The sequence below is a fragment of the Psychrobacter sp. YGAH215 genome (assembly GCF_007280595.1).
GTDB classification, from domain to species: domain Bacteria; phylum Pseudomonadota; class Gammaproteobacteria; order Pseudomonadales; family Moraxellaceae; genus Psychrobacter; species Psychrobacter faecalis.
Genome location: NZ_VKLR01000008.1, coordinates 129,763 through 150,570, shown reverse-complemented (window position 1 = coordinate 150,570; position 20,808 = coordinate 129,763). Strand labels below are relative to the sequence as shown.

Below are 20,808 nucleotides of genomic sequence, written 5' to 3'. Positions count from 1 at the left end.
TCTAGTAGAAAATGCTTTCGCCAAACTAAAACAGTATAGGGCGGTTGCCACCAGATTTGATAAGCTCAAGCAGAGTTATGAAAATACAGTCGCTCTTGCTTGTGCTTATATCTGGCTCAAATTATGAATGTTCAACACGCCCTAGTTATGTTATGGACTTACATTACTAACACTCGCAAAAGCAACACTCGCAGCATTGAGATTCAAAAAAACAACACTCTAAATATGAACGCTCGGAATATTGTGCATACAACCGCTCGCCCGCTCGCACTGTTATTGGTCGTTAGTGCTCTTAGCGTCACAACCGACTTTGCGTTGATAAGCACGCAAGCGCAAGCAAAAGAGCTGACTATTCAGCCCGGCACTTATCGTCCGTTATATTTGAGCAAAAATTCACCATTGGTGGCAGTCGATACATTCAAAATTGATGAGCTACCCGTCACCAATATACAGTTTTATCAATTTATAAAAGAAAATCCAAAGTTTCGCCAACGTGCCATTGCACCTATTTTTGCCGATTCTGGTTATCTAAAGCACTGGATCAATACCAAAGATATCTCTGTGCCTAAAAAGGCGGATTTTCGTAAGCCTGTGGTCAATGTCTCATGGTATGCCGCCAATCAATATTGCCGTGCGCAAAACAAGCGCTTGCCAACTGTTGAACAGTGGGAATATGTCGCACAAGCTTCTACCAGCAATAAAAATGGTAGCTTGGAGGCCGGTTACAACCAGCGCATTCTTGATTGGTATGCTAAATCGGCAGGCAATAAAGACCAGCTTGCCGATGTCGGACAAAGCCCTGCCAACTATTGGGGCGTCAAAGACATGCACGGTTTGATTTGGGAATGGACAGAGAATTTTAACAATAGCTTGGTCACCGGCGAATCACGTTCAGACAGCAATCTAAACCAAGAGATGTTTTGTGGCTCGGGTGCAGCCGGTGCGGTCGACCCAAGTGATTATGCAGCCTTTATGCGCTATGGTTTTCGCTCAAGCTTAGAAGCCAAATACACGGTCAGCAGCTTAGGTTTTCGCTGTGCTAGTAATTAACTTGCCCTAACATAGCGCTCTACTTTAACCTAGCACCCTTTTAACACAGCGCCCTACTTTTTATGCTCAATTGAATTTAATGGTATTTAAGGATTGCCTTATGAAAACAATAAAAACTATGCAAAATACAAGATTACAAAATACAAGTCCAAAAAATACAGTAACTCAGCCATTGTCTCATCTGGCTTATGCTATCAAACTGGCTTTGACTACTGGGCTCTGTATTGGCTTACTCGCCTGTAGCAATCCTGACGCGATTAACTCGGCGACGACGCAAGACAGTCAAGCTGATACTACTTCTGAATCTAAAGTCGCGACAGATAATCATCACGACATGAAAGGTAAGGATCATCAACAGATGAATCATGCCGATATGAATGCCCAAGAACCAGCAGAAGCGCTCGGGCAAGAGTATTCTATTTATCAAGCAGGCGGCGACTGGACAGATCATCGTGGCAATACCTTTGAGCTTGATAAGCTTGAGGGTAAAAACCAAGTGGTGGTGATGGCTTATACCAGCTGTCAGCATACCTGCCCTATCTTGGTGCAATCCATGAAACAGATGTACAAAGAGATGACGCCTGAAGCACGTGCGCAAACGGAGTTTTTACTGGCGACTTTGGACACGGAGCGCGATACCGTTGATGTGATGAAAAACTTTGCTGAGCATAATAATCTTGGTGATAACTGGCGCCTGATTCGTAGCGATGAAGCCAGCACCCGCATGCTTGCCAACACCTTAAATATCAAATATCAATTTGCCGATAATGGTGATATTAACCACTCTAATCTGATATCTGTATTAGATAAAGACGGTCGTTTGGTCGCCCAAGGCGTTGGGGTTGCCGACTCTGGCATTGAGCCATTGATTGAGTATTTAAACAGCCATAGTTAAGCATTTAAAAATCATACTTGTAACCTTTACTTTTAAATTTACCTGTATCTAAAAGACAAAGAAACACCGCTTATCTACTAACAGACAAGCGGTGTTTTTCATTGTGTCATCAGCTACGGCGCTGATTATGGCGCTAAGCCTTTCAGTAAGTATTTAGTTAAGCACTGAAACCTAAACCGCCAAAGCCAAACCTTTTTTGACGCGCATATCGCCGGTTTCAACATAACGCTGATGCCAAGATAAAGATTCATCGAGCAAATGCGGCGTTTGCATGCCAGCCGTCTGTGCAGCACGATCATAATAATCTTGTAGCATTGGGCGATAGTCTGGATGCGCGCAATTATCAATGATTTTTTGCGCGCGTTGACGGGGTGATAAACCACGTAAGTCTGCCAAACCTTGCTCAGTGACAATGATCATCACATCATGCTCGGTATGGTCAACGTGTGACACCATGGGCGTGATACATGAGATAGCACCACCTTTGGCAACCGACGGACTGACAAACATTGAGGTAAAGGCATTACGCGCAAAGTCGCCAGAGCCGCCCAAACCATTCATCATATTGGTACCCATGACGTGGGTTGAGTTGACATTACCATAAAGGTCACACTCAATCATCGCATTGATAGCAAGCACGCCAAGACGACGCGAGACTTCAGGATGGTTGGTGATTTCTTGTGGGCGCAAAATAATACGTTTGCGTAATTCTTCGATATTGGCATTAAAACGTGCTAATGCCTCTGGGCTTAATGACATCGCCGTTGCCGACGCTTGGGTCATTTTGCCTGACATAATCAAATCTAACATACCGTCTTGCAATACTTCGGTATAGCCAGTTAAGTTTTCAAACGGACTGGCTTGTAAGCCCGCCAATACTGCATTGGCAACGTTACCTACACCAGATTGAATCGGTAATAAGTTGGCTGGCATGCGGCCTTTTTTCACTTCTTCATGGAAAAAGTCGATAATGTAGCCGGCAATTTTGGTTGAGCACTCATCAGGATCGGCAAACTTACTATTGCGGTCCGGTGAATCGGTTAAGACCACGGCGACGACTTTATCCAAATCACAAGTTAGGTACGGCTCGCCAATACGCTCACCCGGTGTGGTAATCGGAATCGGTTTACGATGCGGCGGCAAACCAATGTCATCAAAAACATCGTGCATACCTTCTAACATTAAGCTTTGGCGGCTATTTACTTCTAAAATAATTTGATCGGCATTGTGCAACCATGCGTTATTGGTACCGATAGAGGTAGATGGAATCAGGCGACCATCTGGCAAAATACCGGCCACTTCAACCACCGCCATGTGCATGTCACCATAAAAACCAAAGGTGCTTTGCTGAGCGACGTGTGATAAATGCATGTCAAAATAATGCGTTTCACCAGCGTTGATTTGCTTACGTAGCGCAGGCTCTGACTGATAAGGCGTGCGCATCTTGATACCATTGGCTTCAGCCAAGACGCCGTCGCATTCTGCAGCGGTCGATGCGCCGGTTAATAAACCGATTTTGAATTCTTCGCCGCGAGCTTGCGCCGCTTTTATACGCTCTGCTAACGCAGCTGGGACGGCTTTTGGATAGCCTGCCCCTGTGAAACCGCTCATTCCAACATTCATATCATGCAAGATAAATGTTGCTGCTTGCTCCGCAGACATGATTTTTTCACGTAAACCTTCGTGACGAACGCGCTCTTCGTGATTAATTGCACTCATACCTTTTTTCCTAGTAACTTCCCTATTAACACCAAACCCTCAAAATAATGAGACGTTTGATACCGAAACAGCAATAAAATACAATGGAGTATATTAACAACTTTGGGATAAAAGACAAGTTGCTTGTCTCAAATTTTAATTTACGTCCTTAAAAACTACTTTTAATAATTAACAATAGTTCATAAAATTACAAGAGATGAGATTTGTTTTTTGATTATTTCTAAAGCAATAACTTGAAGCTTTTTAGCTATATAAAGTTAAAAAAACTCAAATAACTATACAGTAATTAAAAATACTATTAACTAAATTTTAAAAATACTCTAAGATTAATTTTAGTCTTGGTGGAAGTCTAATAAGGGTAGCGTGTGCTTAACCGCCAAACTTATGAGAAACCTAGATAAGCGCTTGGTGTTAAAGAGAATTATATCTTTGATTTTTAATGAGTTAGCAAATGCAAACATCTAAAAGATAGCGCTTATTTTAAATAAAATGATAGTAAGAAACATAAATATTATTTTTCTTACTTTAATAATCGTATAACTATTAACTATAAATCTTCAGGGATTAAGAGTTGGTTTGTAATTTGTGTGCTTATTTAACACTCTCTAAAAAGTGACCGTGTTTTTAAATAGAAGATTATCAGCCATAAAACCTGATATTTAATTATAATTCTAGTAGAACCAATATTTTTTAGTGAAATATTGGTTCTATAATTAAAGAAAATTATATTTATAAAAAGGCATTTAAAACCTAGCGCTTTAATCTTGCCATGACTATATTTGAGGTAAGATGATGACCCCTACTAGATCATTTTTAATGTGATGAAAAGGTCGGTTTATCAAAAGATAAATGCAAAACTAAGGACAGATTATGATAACGGAAGAGCACGTTTTGGCTTGTATTGATGGTTCAGCGGTGACTGGCTCAGTATGTGATTATGCCGCGTGGTACGCAAGCAAACTGGATATCTCAGTAGCTTTATTGCACGTAAGCGATGTCGCAGCTTCGGTCAGACGCGATCTATCTGGCGCCATTGGCATTAATAGTCGCCAGTTTTTGCTCGATGAGTTATCGGAACTCGATGAGCAAAGGGCGCAGGTGGTCAACAACTACAGCAATGCCTTGGTACAAGATGCAAAAAGTCATATTCAAAATGGCTTTCAAAATATGAAGGTTTGCATTTATCAACGCCGCGGTAAACTGCTGCCAGCGATTGAGCATTTTCAGGAAAAAAATCGCGCCATCGTCATGGGACGCCGCGGTGAGGACCATAAAAATAGCCGCATCAATATCGGCAGTCAAATCGAAACGGTGGCCCGCGCCTCGAACATACCGGTGTTGATTTGTTCAGAGAAATTTAAAGAGCCACAGTCATATATGGTGGCATTTGATGGCAGTAAAACGGCGATAAATGCCATACACATGCTTGCAAAGAGCAACCTATTAAAAGGCCTACAAGGTCATATCGTCATGGTCGGTCATCATAACGAAGCCTCTAAAAAAAGCCTTGATAACGCGGCTGCACACTTACAGGCAGCTGGTTTTAGCGTCGATACCCATCAGCTCTTAGAACTTGATGCGGTTGAGGGTTTACTCAGCTTTCAATTTAAAAATAACATCGATATCATCGTCGTTGGCGCTTATGGGCGCTCTAAGCTTCAGCATTTATTTTTGGGCAGTACCACGACAGAAATTATTGCCAGCACTTTATCGCCTGTTATTTTGGTACGCTAGTTTCTCCTAATTCTATAATTTTAAAGGTATAATAAATATTGTTTACTTTTATTGAATAGGCAGCACTATCTGTATCTCTAGCCCTTCACCATCTTGGCGATTATGAACATTAATTTGGCCTTTATGAGCGACAACGACCGCATGGACGATGGCCAATCCCAACCCATAGCCACCTGTTTCCCTGTGGCGGGCACTATCAAGGCGTACAAAGGGCTGAAAAATACGCTCTAAGTCTTTTTCTGCTACCCCGCCGCCCTCGTCTGTGATGCTAATTTGAATGGCATCTCTTTTATTATCGAGCCTTACTTTTGTGACTTCAGCAGTAACGGTCGAATCTGCAGGAGTATGCATAAAAGCATTTCGAATGATATTTTCAAGGGCGCTATGCAACTGTTCTTGATTACCAAGCACAGTCAAAGACGTATCAAATGACGATGATAAAGCAACTGGCGGCGTCCATTGCCAGCGTACATCTTTATGCTGAAACTCAAAACAAACGTCTTTACCAATCTCAGTGATGAGCTCAACCATGTCTACGGCATCATTTTCTAGATTATCGATGGTATATTGCTGCATTTGCAGAGATTGAATATGAATGATTTGCTCAATCAGCTCATTCATGCGTGTCGACTCTTTATCGATACGGTCAAGGTAACGGCTAGCATCGGGTGCAAAGTCACGCGTCAGTTCAGTAGCCACATCAAGGCGCGCCAGTGGCGAGCGCAGCTCATGCGAGATATCACTGAGCATCTGCTTGCGCGCAAGCTCACTCTCAGCCAATCGAGTCGATAATAAAGCCACATCTTTTGCCAATAAACCTAGCTCGTCAGAGCCCAATGTTGATAACTGCGGATTGGCTTGATAATCGCCATCGATCATACGGTGCACGGTATGTTGCACCTGACCAATGCGCTGCGTCAGCGTACGACTGAGCCAAAAACAAACCAACACACTAAAGAGGATAATCAATAGCAAACGTACCGTGAAATTCCCTCGTTGTAGCGCCAAGACATCAGCAAAACGCAAATGTGGGCGCAATTGTATAATGGCCGTTTGCCCGTCCGGCAAATCTACGGTGATATCTGCCAGTTCTGGGCGATTATTAGGATCAAAGATTACTTCTCTATTCGGCATCGCTGGATGCAGGATTGCATTAATAAAAGAGGGCTTTTCGTAGGCGCTATCATTTTTATCATGAGGCACTCTACGATTGCCAGAAATGGGATGCGATGGCAAGTCACGCGCCACTTCCTGACCGTTTGTTTGACGCTCTTCTCTATATCGATAGCGCGGAAAAATAATAGCGCCCTGCTCATCATAAATCCTGACTTGACTCATCAGCCGTCGGTCTTGCCGGTAAAGTTGCCTGATTGCTAATAAATCACCAGCCTGTAGCGCCGCAACCACTTCTTGGCGCTTGAGTAAAAGACTGTCAATTTGTACATCCATCCGAGCACTTAACTCTTTGCCATTGAGCCAACGTTCTACCATGACAGAGATGATAGAGGTGATGAGTACCGTCAATAACAGACTGAGAAATAGTCGCCAAAATAGCGTGATTCTTGGCTTGAATGTCGAGGTAAGCATCGATGCGTCCGTCATTACAGCACCAGCTGATAACCTTTACCACGAATTGCCTTGATAGGCTCGTCATGAAAAGGTTGCAGTTTTTTACGCAGGCGCGACACATGCACATCAAGGCTGCGATCAAACGGCTGCAACTCACGCTGTAAGACATGTTGTGACAGCCACGCTTTGCTGACCACCTCGCCTTTTTGTTTAAGTAACGCCACCAACAAGTCAAACTCTGTTCCTGTGACTTGTAACTCGACGCCATCTATTTGACAGATACGCTGATTTTGGTCCAAATGCAGGCGACTCTCTGGCAAAGGGGTATGTTCTGAGGTGGCTGCACCCGATGCGGTGATACGGCTACGTTTAATCACCGCGTTAATACGTGCCAGCAGCTCACGTGGGTTACAAGGCTTGGTAATATAATCATCCGCGCCAAGCTCCAGCCCAATAATACGATCAATCTCCTCACCTTTTGCCGTCAACATAATCACTGGAATATCGCTAATCGCTGGTAGCTGACGCAGGACACTGAGCCCATCTATCTTTGGCATCATAATATCGAGCACCAATAAATCATAAGGCGCACTATCATGCATGACTGATTTTAAGCGTTCGATGACCGCCTCGCCATCATGAACACAGTCACTTTGGATGTCATGATTATGCAAATACTCTTGCAGCAGTTGGGTCAACTCTTCATCATCATCACCCAATAAAATATTTGCCATCCTCCTCTCCTTTCTACTTTATTGCTGTTCAGTCAAATAATTCTAAGCATGCCATAGTATGGCTGATATTATCAGGCAAGCATCCATCAATGCGCCACAAACGTTACCTTTCTTAATATTTCATAAATGTTCGCAACTTCTAGCTGTCGTATGATAGCGGCTATCAGCAACAAATACTGATGGCAATTAATGATTCATAGTGGCTATCCGGGACACTTGCTAATCATTAATTATCAGATAAAAAACCTCTTTTTGTAATAATTAACGTTTGCTCCATAATTTAAGGTAACTATTAAGGTAATGATAATGAAAAAATTATTGATAGGCTCAGTACTCGCGATATCTAGCGTCTTAACGGTTACAGGCTGTACCAGTGTCAACGCCACCACCGATACGACGCCAGCAACAACAACCAACATGCAAAAACATCACAAAGCTGGCATGAAAAACGGCATGCACAAAGGTGGTATGCATGAGGGTGGCATGAGAGGCGCTATGGCGCAGTTGGATTTGACAGCGACTCAGCAGGCACAAATCAAAGCTATTATGCAAGAAAAATACAGTAGCAACAAAAATGACCGTAGCAAATATCAAGCAGAGCGCGCGCAAATGCAACAACAAATGCAAACGTTGACCAATGCCAAAACCTTAGATGCCGCAGCAGTTAACCGCCTAGCCGATCAACAAGCGGCAAAAACCAAGCAGCGCTTTATTGAACGCGTGCAAACTGAGCATGCTATCGCACAAGTGCTAACGCCTGAACAACGTCAAAAAATGGCGCAATTAAAATTAGAAAGAAAAGCAAAAGGTCATCATGGTTCAAAAAACCGTCAGATGCACAGCAAACACCAGCAGTAAGGTCAGTACTGGCAGTAAGATGTGTCATTGACGGCCACTCTTAATGAAAAATATTATATTTAAAAGATATATTCTAAAAAACGCATCGGTTAACCGGTGCGTTTTTTTATTGTTTCTATAAGTACTTCACTCATTTAAATGGACTATAAACCTAAAATTTAGCGCCCGACACTTATTCTACCGAACCAAAACGCTGTTGATACATTGGTAGCATGTTAAAGAGCATTTTGCCCATTGCGGTACCATTACCTTGACGATAATACTCGCCAAGCTCAGCGCTATATTCTTTTAAATCAATGCTGTTATTGGCGGTTGGTATCTGACTGTTACTCGGTAAGTTGGGAAACGCCTTATCTTGAGCACGGATAGGCATATATTGCGTAAGGGCATCGACAATGAGACTGCTCTTTTTTGTGGTTTCCATACTCAACTCACCATTTGACTCACCACTTGTTTCATCACTGGCATCGGTTGATAGGTAATGGCGACTGTGCTGCCATTGCAATTGACCGCCTTTACTAAAACCGTATAATTTTTGCACAGGCAGATTTGCAGCTGCAGATAAAGTCGGTGAGTGTGTTTCGAGTAAACCTGTTTCTTGTGTTCTCAGCATTTTATCATCAGCAAAATCTTTCATTTTTACTAAAACTTGTTTGACCATCGATTTACTGGTGATTTTACTGTCCGTAGGATAAAGGTCATCTTGCGTATCAGAAACATTTTGGGTTATCAGCTCAGGATATTGCTGAGTGATGAGTTTATAGAAGGTGCCCATATAGTCTTTATATGCCTGTTCATCGCTCGCACTACTTTGGACACGGCGAATGATTTTGGCACTATTGAGCATGGGTGCTAGCTGCTTTTCAGGTAATTTGGGTGATAGCGACGTCAAAATATTTGGGGCAATAAAATCAAACTGGCTCACATCAGCTTTGACATAGATGCTGTCTTCTGCTTGAATGTGGCTTTTTATTACGGCACGACCAAAATCTTTCGGTAACGTACCATCATCAAGGGCTATTTTTAGCCATTTATTTTGCCATTTGGTGCCCAACTTATCATCGGCCAGCTTTGATGTCAGCAAAGCAAAATTGTCCGCCCACAGATAGAGGCTACCAGTTTTAAAATCGATATAAATAGGTTGATTGATACTACTATGATGGTTACGCGCCGAATACTGCGCACTACCCAGCATGGTAAACTTGCCTGCCAGCGGCTGATAAACACCCTGCGCATTCATAGATAATGGCTTTAGCAGATAAGCATCCAGTAATTGCGATTTTTTGATATCTAGTGTAGATTTTTTGCTGTCATATTCATTAAATAGCTTTTGGTAATAAGGTGAGATGGTAGCGGCGCTAGCAGAATCTATAGCAGATGATGCTGACACCGCGACCTCGGCCGCCGCGTCTACCACGTCCTCCGCTGCTTCCTCAACGCTATAAGCCGTACTATCATAGTGGACCTCAGCCCATGCTTCATAGGCTGCTGAGCAGGCTAGGTACGATTGCTTAAGTGCCTCACGCTGGGGCGCGTAATCAATCGACGCAACCTCTTTTTTCTGTGCTTCTGCCTTTGTTAATAAGGCTGCATAAGCTTGATCGTGATTATCTTCGCAATAGCTATTAACATCGTCTGATGCCACCAGTTTTGTGCTATCGATAGCTGTAAATTGATGCTCATTACTAATCTCAATATTACTATGATAAGCAAAAGACTGGCGGCGCTGCTGTTGTAATGCGCTGGCCAATGCGTTTTTTGCAACGCTTGGCGCATTATCTGCCTGTAAATTTTTTGATTGACCAAGATTGTTAGATACATTGGTAGACTGGCAAGCCGTTATCAATAATGTACTGGCAACTAATGTACTAGAAACCAATGCACTAGAAAATAAAGAGCTTATCGTCATCATTGATTTAGAGCACAAGGGATTTATCTGCTTTGCTGTATTAATGGATAAGGCCACATTTAATTTTTTCATTTTCTCTATCCTTGAAAGGCGTTATATTTTGCTAACCGTTATATGTTGCTAAGCGTTGGGCGACGATGATGGATACTGAAAATATATCAGCGTATCAGCGCCTATCATCAAACGAGGGGCTTAAAACAAGGTGTCTTCTGCTGTGTCTGTGGCATCATCATCAGCATAATCCACACTTTCCTCAGTTACTCCTGCCTCAGTTGCTTCCACATAATCATAACGCGCATAACGTGCTTTCTCTAACCTCTCTTTTTGCTGACGCTGTGCTGCAAGCCAAGCATTGCCATCGATAGCGACCGGTGCCTCTGCGCCAAAAGACTGTGCCAACAATGTCGCTAATGGGTGTTTATTAAAGCTGGCATTATCATAGCGCGTCTGATTCAAGACCGTGTTTTGTGAACCAAAAAAGTCACTGCCGATATTGGTTCGTTGCTGTTTTGCCAATAAATGGTCTGAGCCATCTAAATAATAGTAATTAATATGATTAAAAGAAATAGGACTCACCGCTTCTATCAGCTGTAGCAATCCGCCAACATCTGCACTTTGATAGCCTTTGTTATATAATTCCATCTTAGCAATCGCAGCTTTCAACACATGATCATCAGGATAGTTTTGTGGGTTTTGGTCAATATGCTTTTGCAGCGAGCGTGAGATGTTTTTAAATATTTTGCCTATCATCTCGCCGCTTTGACGACTGCCAAAATAGACTTTAACCGCCCTATCAGCGCCTACCTCTTTAGCAAACTCATCATCCCGTATATCTACAGCACTGAAATATTCTGGCTCTAATTCCGCCATACTGTTTTGTACGGCGTTAATGACCGCATCATAAATAACGCTTGGCGGTATTTGAGCAATAGAAGTAACCGCTTCAGGTAAACCAAAATTCACCGTATGGGTAGTCATTTGCTCGGGTAACGGCGTATGCTCAGGATTGGCTAGCGCCAAGATAGGCATCAATGCCGATGGATCGATCGTCGCTGCCCCTTTGTTAAAATCAAGAGCAAGCGGTAGTTGAATCGATGAATGGATGGTCGGCGCAACATAGTCGTAGCTGTAGACACTCTGTAGCTGCTTTTGTTTGGGCTTATAATGACTGACGCTATTGAGAGTCAGGTATTGATAATGGTAGGCATTCATTGCCTGAACTTGTTCAGGGGTACGGATAAACATATTGATAAGATTGGTTATTAACCCCGGATAAGCACGAACAGCGTTTTCATCTTGAATACCCTTTGCCGTTTTACTGGCTTGCATGTCTTCATAGTTACGTAACCAATCTTTTGATTTGACGCGACTTAAATTAGATAACAAACCACCAGCGTCGCTTTCGTATGGACTATCATCTCTCTGATTGCCGTATTCATTGTAGCCATTCTCGTCATAGCCCTCTGTATCGTAACCATACTTATCGTGACCATATTCATCATAACCTTCACTATCATAGCCATATTCGTCGTAGCCGTTTTGATCATAACCTTCCTCATCATAGCCATTTTGATCATAGCCATACTCATCGTAATGACGCTCTTCTTCGGCAGTGCGCGCAGCGACGGCGGCAGCCACCGCTTCAAAGGCAGAATCGCCACTATAAACCTGATCGTTATCCTCAATATCATTATAGCCGTCAATGTCTTCTTCGACCGCCGCCTCATCTGCTTCTGCTAGATTTTCATACTCATTAATATCTTCATCAGTAGCACTGTTATAAAGATACAGCTCGAGCAATGTTCTAAAAAAACTGCTTGAGCCAGCGTCAATACTATCGGCTTTAATATAGGGAGTTGAATGATAATTAGCCTGCGATACTGACACGTGCTCCGTCGCTAAATGCTGACGAATAGCGCTCAGTAGACGTGCCTTAGCTTGCACTTCTGGGTTTGGGCTTTTAGTTTGGTCAAATAAACGCTGATAACGTTCAGCATTCTTATCCAATTTGCTATTAAACATTTTGCCCTGAGTTTGGTTTTGCTGAGTATCAGCAATACTAAAATCTATGCCTGTCATGGATAAATTGGACTGTGATGATAAGCCTGTCGTCGTTTGACAACCCATTAACGTCACGGTGGCACTTGCAGCAGTAAGCGTATAAAGCACACAGACAGCAAACTTAGTAGAAGACCTTTTATAATTTGTGAATGATTGAGCTACCAAGCTTTGAAAATGAGGCGGCAAGGTGCGTTTAGAAGAGCTAAGCGGTGACATAAAAATCCCTTTATCCAAGCTGATAAACAATTGTGAAGGCAGTATTAAGGCTGCTATTTATAACACAATATATTACAGATTAGTAACGCAAAGGAATTATTTTCAGCAAAAATGATAAGCTGCTTAGATAAATATTGAAGCGCTCTCAATTCTCTAAAAGCTAATGCATTGTTGTTATTGCAAAAATTAAAAAATCGCCATCAAATATGCTCTTTCTGTATACAAGGGTCTTTACCACAAGCAAATATTCGCTTTATAGTTTTCATTAATAATGTCTAAGCCTTTGGTACAATCTAAAATTTGACGATTGGTTTATTCATAATAACCTCTAGAGATTTTGCTAAAGTAAAGCTCATAACAAATTTTCGTTGTCATACAATGATGAATATTTGCATTATTTTTAGTTGAAGCAATTTGTGTATTTCATGAATAGCAAGCACAATAAGACCTTATCTTCTTATCTACGTAAAAAGGAATTTACGATGCGCCAATCACTCTCAAAAATCCATCAAAACGTTCACGGTGATACTTCTCGTTATAAAACAAAAATCAAAACTGCTATCTTATTGATAAGCAGCACTCTATTAATTTCTGTCTCTGCTCACGCCGCAGAAACCAAACCTACGACCGCAAAAACCACTATTAATCCAACCTCGATTAATACCAGTGCGATTAATTTAGCGATTATGGCTGATAATCCGACTGTATTGTCCGAGACTCAGCGCATTACAAAATCGAAATCCTCTACTCTAGCGCCCACTACCGCCACAGGCACAGCCGTCGTTAGTGGCAAGACAGCCAAAACCGACCAAGCTATCTATTCTGAAGACGCCATTCATCACCCTGTTTGGGCAAAAAACGGCATGGTCGCCACCCAAGAAGCGCTTGCCTCTGATATCGGCTTAAAGATTTTAAAAGATGGCGGTAATGCCGTTGATGCTGCTGTCGCCGTGGGCTTTGCGTTAGCCGTCACGTTACCGCGTGCAGGCAACATCGGCGGTGGTGGTTTTATGATGGTCTATGATGCCAAGCAAGGCAAAACGGTTGCACTCGACTATCGCGAAAAAGCGCCGAGTAGCGCCTCGCGTGATATGTATCTCGATAAAGACGGCAATGCGGTCAGTGATTTATCCCGCTATCATGGCTTAGCGGTTGGCGTGCCGGGCACCGTAGCAGGCTTGCTTAAAGCGCTAGACGATCACGGCACCATGAGCCGCGGGCAAGTTATGGCACCAGCGATTGCACTGGCAGAAAACGGTATTGAAGTCACCGCTGGCTTGTCCGAATCATTAGAAGCGTTGAGTGACCGTTTACAAAAATGGCCAAGTACCAAAAAGATATTTTTTAAACCAGATGGCAGCGCCTATCAGCCGGGTGAGCTACTACGTCAACCTGAGCTGGCAAAATCTCTGAAACTGATTGCCGCAAAAGGGTCTGATGGTTTTTATAAAGGCGAAACCGCGCGTAAATTGGTCAAAGCCGTCAATGAAGCAGGCGGCAATATGAGCTTGCAAGACTTAGCCAATTACAGGGCGATTGCTCGCGTGCCTGTTAAAGGCGATTATCGTGGTTATGAGATTGTATCCATGCCGCCGCCGTCCTCTGGTGGTATTCATATCGTGCAGATTTTAAATATCTTAGAAGGCTATCCACTAAAAGACTACGGACAAAACAGCGCGCAAACCATTCACTTGATGAGCGAGGCGATGCAATTAGCGTATGCCGATCGCGCCGAGTATTTGGGTGATTCTGACTTTATTGACGTGCCTGCCAACGGTTTAACCTCACAAGCTTATGCCGATAAACTGCGCAGTTTAATTAATCCTAATAAAGCCACACCCGCAGCAACGATTAAAGCGAATAATCCATTACCATACGAGAGCGATCAAACCACACACTTCTCTATCGTCGATAAAGATGGCAACGCGGTGGCCAATACTTATACGCTGAATTTCTCTTATGGCACAGGGCTTGTCGCTGAAGGGACAGGGATTTTGTTAAACAATGAGATGGATGATTTTTCTGCGAAACCCGGCGTGCCCAATGGTTATGGTTTAATCGGCGGCGACGCTAATGCGGTCGAGGCCAATAAACGCCCGTTGTCTTCGATGAGCCCGACGCTGGTATTCAAAGACAGCAAACCTTATATCGTTACCGGCAGCCCCGGTGGTAGCCGCATTATCACTACCGTCACGCAAGTCATCTCCAACGTCATTGATCATGATATGAATATCGCTGAAGCCACACACGCGCCGCGTATCCATGACCAATGGCTGCCCGATGAAATTCGTATCGAAAAAGCCTTAAATGTTGATACGATTAAAAAACTAGAATCAATGGGACATAAGGTTAGCCCGCAAGCAGCGATGGGTTCAACCCAGTCGATTATGATTACCCCAAATGGCGTTTATGGTTCTTCTGACCCACGTATAGTCGATGCCGCGGTAGTGGGTTATTAAAGTTTGATAGTTTGTTTTAAAAGTTAATCTTTTAAAAACGATAGCAAATAATGCCCTTCTCTAGCCTTTATCTTGTCCTCTATTCTTTATGCTTAACCCTATAGAGGGCATTTTTGGCTAAACTCACTAAAACTGTTTAATCCTGATTAAACTTGCTTTTTCTACCCTCGCCCTCTCTCTTATACGTTTGAATCGGTGGCTGTCAGCGCCAAATAATGCTATTATTGACGACCAGCTTTAAAAGCTCAAGACATCACTTTTTACGTCCTATCACTTCTTGAAAAACCATAACGTATTGATAATAAAAAATTTATTATCATACAGCTTATTCCCTTTTGATTGCACCAGTAAGAGTCTTCTATGGCATTTGTACACCTTGGCATCCACAGCGAATATTCCATTACCGATTCTATCGTGCGTATCAAACCGCTAATTAAAGCGGCAGCGGCAGATAATCAGAGCGCGCTGGCATTGACTGATTTATCCAACCTTTATGCGACGGTGAAATTTTATCGTGCCTGCTTAGGCGCGGGTATCAAGCCCATTATCGGCAGTGAAATCATTATGGATAATGAGGACACGCGCTTGGTGCTACTGGCGATGGACAATGAGGGTTATCAAAATATCACCCGTATCGTCTCGCTTGGCTTTACCGAGGGACGCGCCGATGCTGCCAATCATGGTGTGCCAGTCGTTGAGCGTCGCCATGTTTTAGAGCACGCGGCAGGCGTCATCGTTTTATTTACCGAAAAATCCGATGTCGGTCAGGCATTGGTGAGTTCTATGCCAGAAAAAGCTGACGAGCTGCTGACAGAATGGCAAGCACAGTTTGATGATCGCTTATATTTCGCTATCAAGCGTACCAATCGCTCGGGCGAAGACGCTTTTATTAAAGCGGCTATTCATGCCGGTGCCAAGCATCGTATTCCTATTATTGCTCACAATGATGTGCGCTTTTTAGAGCAAGATGATTTTGACGCTCACGAAGCGCGCGTTTGTATCGCAGGCTCGTATGTCCTTGCCGACCCCAATCGTCCACGGCTGTATTCAGATGAGCAGTATTTAAAAACCCAGCAGGAAATGAAGGCGCTGTTTGCCGATATTCCGCAGGTCATTGATAATACCTTACGTTTAGCCACGCGCTGTAATGTGACTTTAACCCTTGGCATTAATGTCCTACCTGAATTTCCCGTACCCGAAGGTGAAACGATTGAATCGTTTTTCCGCGCCGAATCAAAACGCGGCCTCGATAGGCGGCTTGACAGGCTATTTCCTGTTGCCGAACGCTCGGATAATTGGCAGGAGTTTCGCCAAAAGTACGATGAGCGCTTAGAATATGAGCTTGAAGTCATCTTATCGATGGGCTTCCCAGGTTACTTCTTAATCGTCATGGACTTTATCCGCTGGGCAAAAGCCAACGGCGTACCGGTTGGACCCGGTCGTGGTTCTGGTGCTGGCTCGCTGGTCGCTTATGCGCTTAATATTACTGACCTCGACCCGATTCATTACGACTTGTTATTTGAGCGCTTCTTAAATCCTGAACGTGTTTCTATGCCCGACTTCGATATTGACTTTTGTATCGAAGGTCGTGACCGCGTGATTGATTATGTGGCGCAAACTTATGGCCGTGAAGCAGTCTCGCAAATTATTACCTTTGGTACCATGGCAGCAAAAGCGGTGGTACGAGATGTGGCGCGTGTACAAAGCAAATCATACTTTTTGGCCAATAAAATTTCCAAATTGATTCCAAAAACCCCAGGAATTACGCTTAGCCAAGCTCTTGAGCAAGAGCCGCAGCTAAAAGACTTAATCTCTAATCCCGATAATATGGACTATGAAGATGCCATTGAGATTTGGGAGATGGCGATTAAGCTCGAAGGTGTCTGTCGAAACGTCGGCAAACATGCAGGCGGGGTCCTAATTGCCCCGCATAAAATCACTGACTTTAGCGCGATTTATTGTGATGACGAAGGTCACCGCGTCAGTCAGTTTGATAAAGACGACGTCGAAGCAGTTGGTTTGGTTAAGTTTGACTTTTTGGGTTTACGTAACTTAACGGTGATTAACGCCGCGGTAGAAAACATCAACCTACGCCGCGCCCGCGAGGGCAAAGATGCCTTGGTGTTAGAGGACTTGCCCTTAGATGACAAAAAAGCCTATAAGCTGCTGCAAGAAGCCAAAACCACAGCTGTCTTTCAGTTAGAAAGTATGGGTATGAAAAAATATTTATCCAAATTACAACCAACCAATATCGAAGACGTCATTGCCATGTGTGCGCTCTATCGTCCGGGTCCACTCGATGCAGGCATGGTTGAGATGTATATCGACCGTAAGCATGGCCGCGAGGAAGTCATCTATGACCATCCTAACCTTGAGCCAATTTTAGAAAATACCAACGGTGTTATTGTTTATCAAGAACAGGTGATGCAAATCTCACAAGTCATGGCAGGCTACAGTTTGGGCGGCGCGGATATGCTACGTCGCGCGATGGGTAAGAAAAAACCAGAAGAGATGGCCAAACAGCGCGATATTTTTGTCACGGGTGCGACCGCGCAAGGCATCGATGAAACGACATCGGGCGGCGTCTTTGACTTGATGGAAAAGTTTGCTGGCTACGGTTTTAACCGCTCGCATTCTGCCGCTTATGGCGTCCTTGCTTATCAGACGGCCTATCTCAAGCAATACTACCCTGCCGAATTTATGGCGGCGGTACTGACCTCTGATATGAACAACACTGATAACGTGGTGTTCTTTATCAATGATTGCCGTGAAAACTTCGGTTTGACCGTCGTTAATCCATCGGTAAACCGTAGTGAGTGGCATTTTGTCGCCGATACGCCGACCAATATTATTTATGGCTTGGGCGCGATTAAGGGCGTTGGTGAAGGTGCGGTTGACTCTATCGTTGAGGCGCGCCGACGTGAAGGACCGTTTAAAGATTTATACGACTTTTGCCGCCGCGTTGATATTAAAAAAGTCAATAAACGTACATTGGAAGCCTTAGTCAGTGCGGGCTGCTTTGATGACTTTGCGGCGACCTTACGTCCAGACTTGCCAAGCGACGAAGCCTACGAGATTCGCGGGGCGCTGATGAGTCAGTTGCCAAGCGCCGTACAAGCTGCGGAACAAGACCGCCAAAACGATGAGCTTGGCATGATGGACTTGTTCGGTGAAATGGATGGCGTGGTCGCAGCCCCGCCACTGATCATGACACCAGAGCTGATTTGGGGGGATAAACATCGTCTAAAAGCGGAAAAAAATACCTTAGGTCTCTATTTAACCGGACATCCTATCGATGAATATCGCGATGAGCTTAAACGTTATACCTCCGGCGCTCGCCTCGATAAGCTGGCAGACACGGGTTATAACGGTAGCTGCTACTTTGCGGGTTTGATTATCGATATAGCCAATTTCGGTACGCGTAACGTCATCACTTTAGACGATGGCACCTCACGTCTAGAAGTCAGCTGTTATGCCGAGCGCTTTAATCGTGTCAAAGAGCAGTTGAAGATTGATGAAGTTGTCGTCATTAAAGGCAGTATCCGTGAGCGTGACGGGCGCATTTTTGCCCGCCTTGATAATGCCATGAGTATGGTTGATGCGCGCCTGCGTTGGATGAAAAAAATTAGCATTAAAGTCCACGGTAGCGATATTAATCTGCTCACGCGTATGCAGCCTTTGCTAAAATCCGCTCAAGCAGACATCATACCAGCGCCGCGCTTGTCTTATAACGATGAGCAGGACGAGCAAGGTAATAATGGTGGCAGTGGTAACAGCGCTTATGACCCAGCGATGGGTGGCAGCTTATACGATGAAAACGGCAATGATTTATTAGCGTTAGAAAATGACATGCAGCAAGATGCGCTGCAAAACGGCGGCTATGCTAATAATGCCCTTAGCAACACCGATGCTTCTATTAATGATAACTGCTTGCCGCTTGGGCTGAGCATTTATGAAGAATACGGTATTGCCAATGTCGGGCTATCTGAGCATTGGCGCATCTACCCTAACGATGACAATTTACAGCAATTAAAGAGCATGGTTAATGAAGACAATTTACATTTTCATTATAGCTAATACTTTGATAGTAGCTAACCTGAGCACTTTAACTTTTAAAATATTGGACACATGATTATGACTGAACATCCTAACAATACAAATACGCAAACTGATGACGAGATTATCAACGACGAACAGTTTGATGATATACGTGAGTTGTTAGAAGAGGACTTTGTTGATTTGATACAAGTGTATTTTACTGACAGTCACGAGCGCATTGTCAAACTAAGACGCGCACAACAAGAGGATGATAACGCCAACGGTTATGAGCTTGCTCATGCGCTAAAAGGTGCCAGTGCCAATTTGGGCGCAACTCAGTTAACTCGCCTTAGTAGCCAATTACAAGAAGCGTGCCGCGAGCGCCTTATTGGTGACCAAGCTGGATTAGTTGAAGACGTCGCCGTAGCATTACAACGGGTTGAACAAGAAATCAAACAAAGACTGGGGCTATAATGCGTAACGACTCTGCCTCAACTTTGATGCCATCGAAAAAATTAGCGCTCTCAACCGGCAGTCTTACGGTAAACGATTATCTGTCTTGCTTACAAATCGTTATGGTCAATACCACTTTACCTGCCAATATTGGCTCAGCGGCGCGCGCCATGCACACCATGGGTCTATCGCGTCTGACCGTCGTTGACCCCAAGCTACCCATTGATGAAACCAGTGTTTCGCATGCGGCAGGCGGTAGTGAATTATTAACGTCAGCCACCATAACGCCGACTTTAGAATCGGCAATAGCGGATTGCCAACTGGTATTTGCGGCCAGCAGCCGTAGTCGTCACATGCCACGTCCTGTGGTCACACCGACGCAAGCGGCCAAAATCATGTTTGACTTTATCGATAAGCAAACTGCGCTTAATTTAGCAAATAATAGTGAAAGCCCGCAAGCTATTAGCAAGCCCAACATCGCTATCTTATTTGGTCGTGAAGACCGAGGCTTAACCAACGAAGAGCTGGCGTACGCCGATTATCATATTCAAATCGATGCCAATCCCGCTTATCCGGTGCTCAATGTTGCCTCTGCCGTGCAAGTGATTGCCAGCTTTATCTTTGCTTATGCGCAAACCCATGCTCAAACAGCGAATGCAAGCTCAGATGATGTAAATCCAGTTCAGCCCATATTAGACGTGCATTTACGTCAACAATGGGATGAGCCGGCCATCACCCAGCAGCAACTACAACAGCTCGTTCAGCGTACCACCAACTTGATGGTTCAACGCGGCTTAGCAGACAGTGAACATTTAAAATCATTGCCAGCGCGACTGTCGCGACTTGGCTCACGCGTGCAGCTGGATCAAAAAGAATATCAGCTATTAAGCGCACTGATTGCTAAGCTTAGCAAACATTAGAAAAATGGTTTTGTCATTACGTTTTTAGCGCCATTTATCATTTATTTGCGGGACTTGTCTTTGAACAGATAGAAGCCTGAGCCACACAGATAAGACAACACTGTATTTTACAACTCAAAGCTGTTATAACTTTAAAAGATGTCATTGTGATTTTTCTGACACTATTTTCCTGACAGTATTTTTCTGACAATCG

At 43.8% G+C, this 20,808-nt stretch carries 14 protein-coding genes; 9 read left to right on the top strand and 5 right to left on the bottom strand.

Annotated elements, in window-relative coordinates; all coding sequences use genetic code 11:
- The 3 genes from FOR85_RS04945 to FOR85_RS04935 all read left to right on the top strand — a co-directional run.
- Positions 1–127, top strand: a 127-nt coding sequence (locus FOR85_RS04945) for a transposase (RefSeq protein ID WP_144296971.1), incomplete at its 5' end; no start/stop codon positions are given.
- A complete protein-coding gene (locus FOR85_RS04940; protein ID WP_223808510.1) occupies positions 124–1,050 on the top strand; it encodes a formylglycine-generating enzyme family protein in 927 nt (308 codons plus the stop codon). The genes FOR85_RS04945 and FOR85_RS04940, both read left to right, overlap by 4 nt.
- A gap of 100 nt (positions 1,051–1,150) precedes the next feature.
- A complete protein-coding gene (locus FOR85_RS04935) occupies positions 1,151–1,945 on the top strand; it encodes an SCO family protein (RefSeq protein ID WP_190295498.1) in 795 nt (264 codons plus the stop codon).
- 171 nt (positions 1,946–2,116) lie between these two features.
- On the opposite strand, the gene FOR85_RS04930 is transcribed toward FOR85_RS04935, so the two are convergent.
- Complete coding sequence (locus FOR85_RS04930; RefSeq protein WP_144296969.1) at positions 2,117–3,664, bottom strand: acetyl-CoA hydrolase/transferase family protein; 1,548 nt, start codon at positions 3,662–3,664, stop codon at positions 2,117–2,119.
- Between the two features lie 870 nt (positions 3,665–4,534).
- Here FOR85_RS04930 and FOR85_RS04925 point away from each other — a divergent pair.
- Positions 4,535–5,398 carry a universal stress protein gene (locus FOR85_RS04925; RefSeq protein ID WP_144296968.1) on the top strand — a complete coding sequence of 288 codons (864 nt, stop codon included), beginning with the start codon at positions 4,535–4,537 and terminating at the stop codon, positions 5,396–5,398.
- 48 nt (positions 5,399–5,446) lie between these two features.
- Here FOR85_RS04925 and FOR85_RS04920 read toward each other — a convergent pair whose 3' ends face one another.
- Together FOR85_RS04920 and FOR85_RS04915 are read right to left on the bottom strand one after the other, a co-directional pair.
- Positions 5,447–6,985 carry a cell wall metabolism sensor histidine kinase WalK gene (locus tag FOR85_RS04920; RefSeq protein WP_223808509.1) on the bottom strand — a complete coding sequence of 513 codons (1,539 nt, stop codon included), beginning with the start codon at positions 6,983–6,985 and terminating at the stop codon, positions 5,447–5,449.
- A gap of 14 nt (positions 6,986–6,999) precedes the next feature.
- Positions 7,000–7,701, bottom strand: a complete 702-nt coding sequence (locus tag FOR85_RS04915) for a response regulator transcription factor (protein ID WP_144296966.1) — start codon at positions 7,699–7,701, stop codon at positions 7,000–7,002.
- A 306-nt stretch (positions 7,702–8,007) separates the two neighbouring features.
- Here FOR85_RS04915 and FOR85_RS04910 point away from each other — a divergent pair, with 306 nt between their 5' ends.
- The gene (locus tag FOR85_RS04910) at positions 8,008–8,559 is read left to right on the top strand and encodes a Spy/CpxP family protein refolding chaperone (RefSeq protein WP_144296965.1); all 552 of its coding nucleotides are present in this window, start codon (positions 8,008–8,010) and stop codon (positions 8,557–8,559) included.
- Between the two features lie 172 nt (positions 8,560–8,731).
- Here FOR85_RS04910 and FOR85_RS04905 read toward each other — a convergent pair whose 3' ends face one another.
- The gene (locus FOR85_RS04905) at positions 8,732–10,540 is read right to left on the bottom strand and encodes a hypothetical protein (RefSeq protein ID WP_144296964.1); all 1,809 of its coding nucleotides are present in this window, start codon (positions 10,538–10,540) and stop codon (positions 8,732–8,734) included.
- Positions 10,541–10,660: 120 nt separating this feature from the next.
- Positions 10,661–12,745, bottom strand: coding sequence for a hypothetical protein (locus FOR85_RS04900; protein WP_144296963.1), 2,085 nt, complete (start codon positions 12,743–12,745; stop codon positions 10,661–10,663).
- Between the two features lie 482 nt (positions 12,746–13,227).
- On the opposite strand from FOR85_RS04900, the gene ggt reads away from it, so the two are divergent.
- The 4 genes from ggt (at position 13,228) to FOR85_RS04880 (ending at position 20,615) form a co-directional block, all read left to right on the top strand.
- Positions 13,228–15,204 carry a gamma-glutamyltransferase gene (ggt, locus tag FOR85_RS04895; RefSeq protein ID WP_144296962.1) on the top strand — a complete coding sequence of 659 codons (1,977 nt, stop codon included), beginning with the start codon at positions 13,228–13,230 and terminating at the stop codon, positions 15,202–15,204.
- Positions 15,205–15,564: 360 nt separating this feature from the next.
- Entirely contained in the window at positions 15,565–19,281 is a 3,717-nt protein-coding gene (dnaE, locus tag FOR85_RS04890; RefSeq protein WP_144296961.1) for a DNA polymerase III subunit alpha, read from the top strand.
- A gap of 57 nt (positions 19,282–19,338) precedes the next feature.
- Positions 19,339–19,716, top strand: a complete 378-nt coding sequence (locus FOR85_RS04885; protein ID WP_144296960.1) for an Hpt domain-containing protein — start codon at positions 19,339–19,341, stop codon at positions 19,714–19,716.
- Between the two features lie 26 nt (positions 19,717–19,742).
- Positions 19,743–20,615: an RNA methyltransferase gene (locus FOR85_RS04880; protein ID WP_223808514.1), complete on the top strand. Its 873-nt coding sequence runs from the start codon at positions 19,743–19,745 to the stop codon at positions 20,613–20,615.
- The last annotated feature ends 193 nt before the right edge of the window (positions 20,616–20,808 follow it).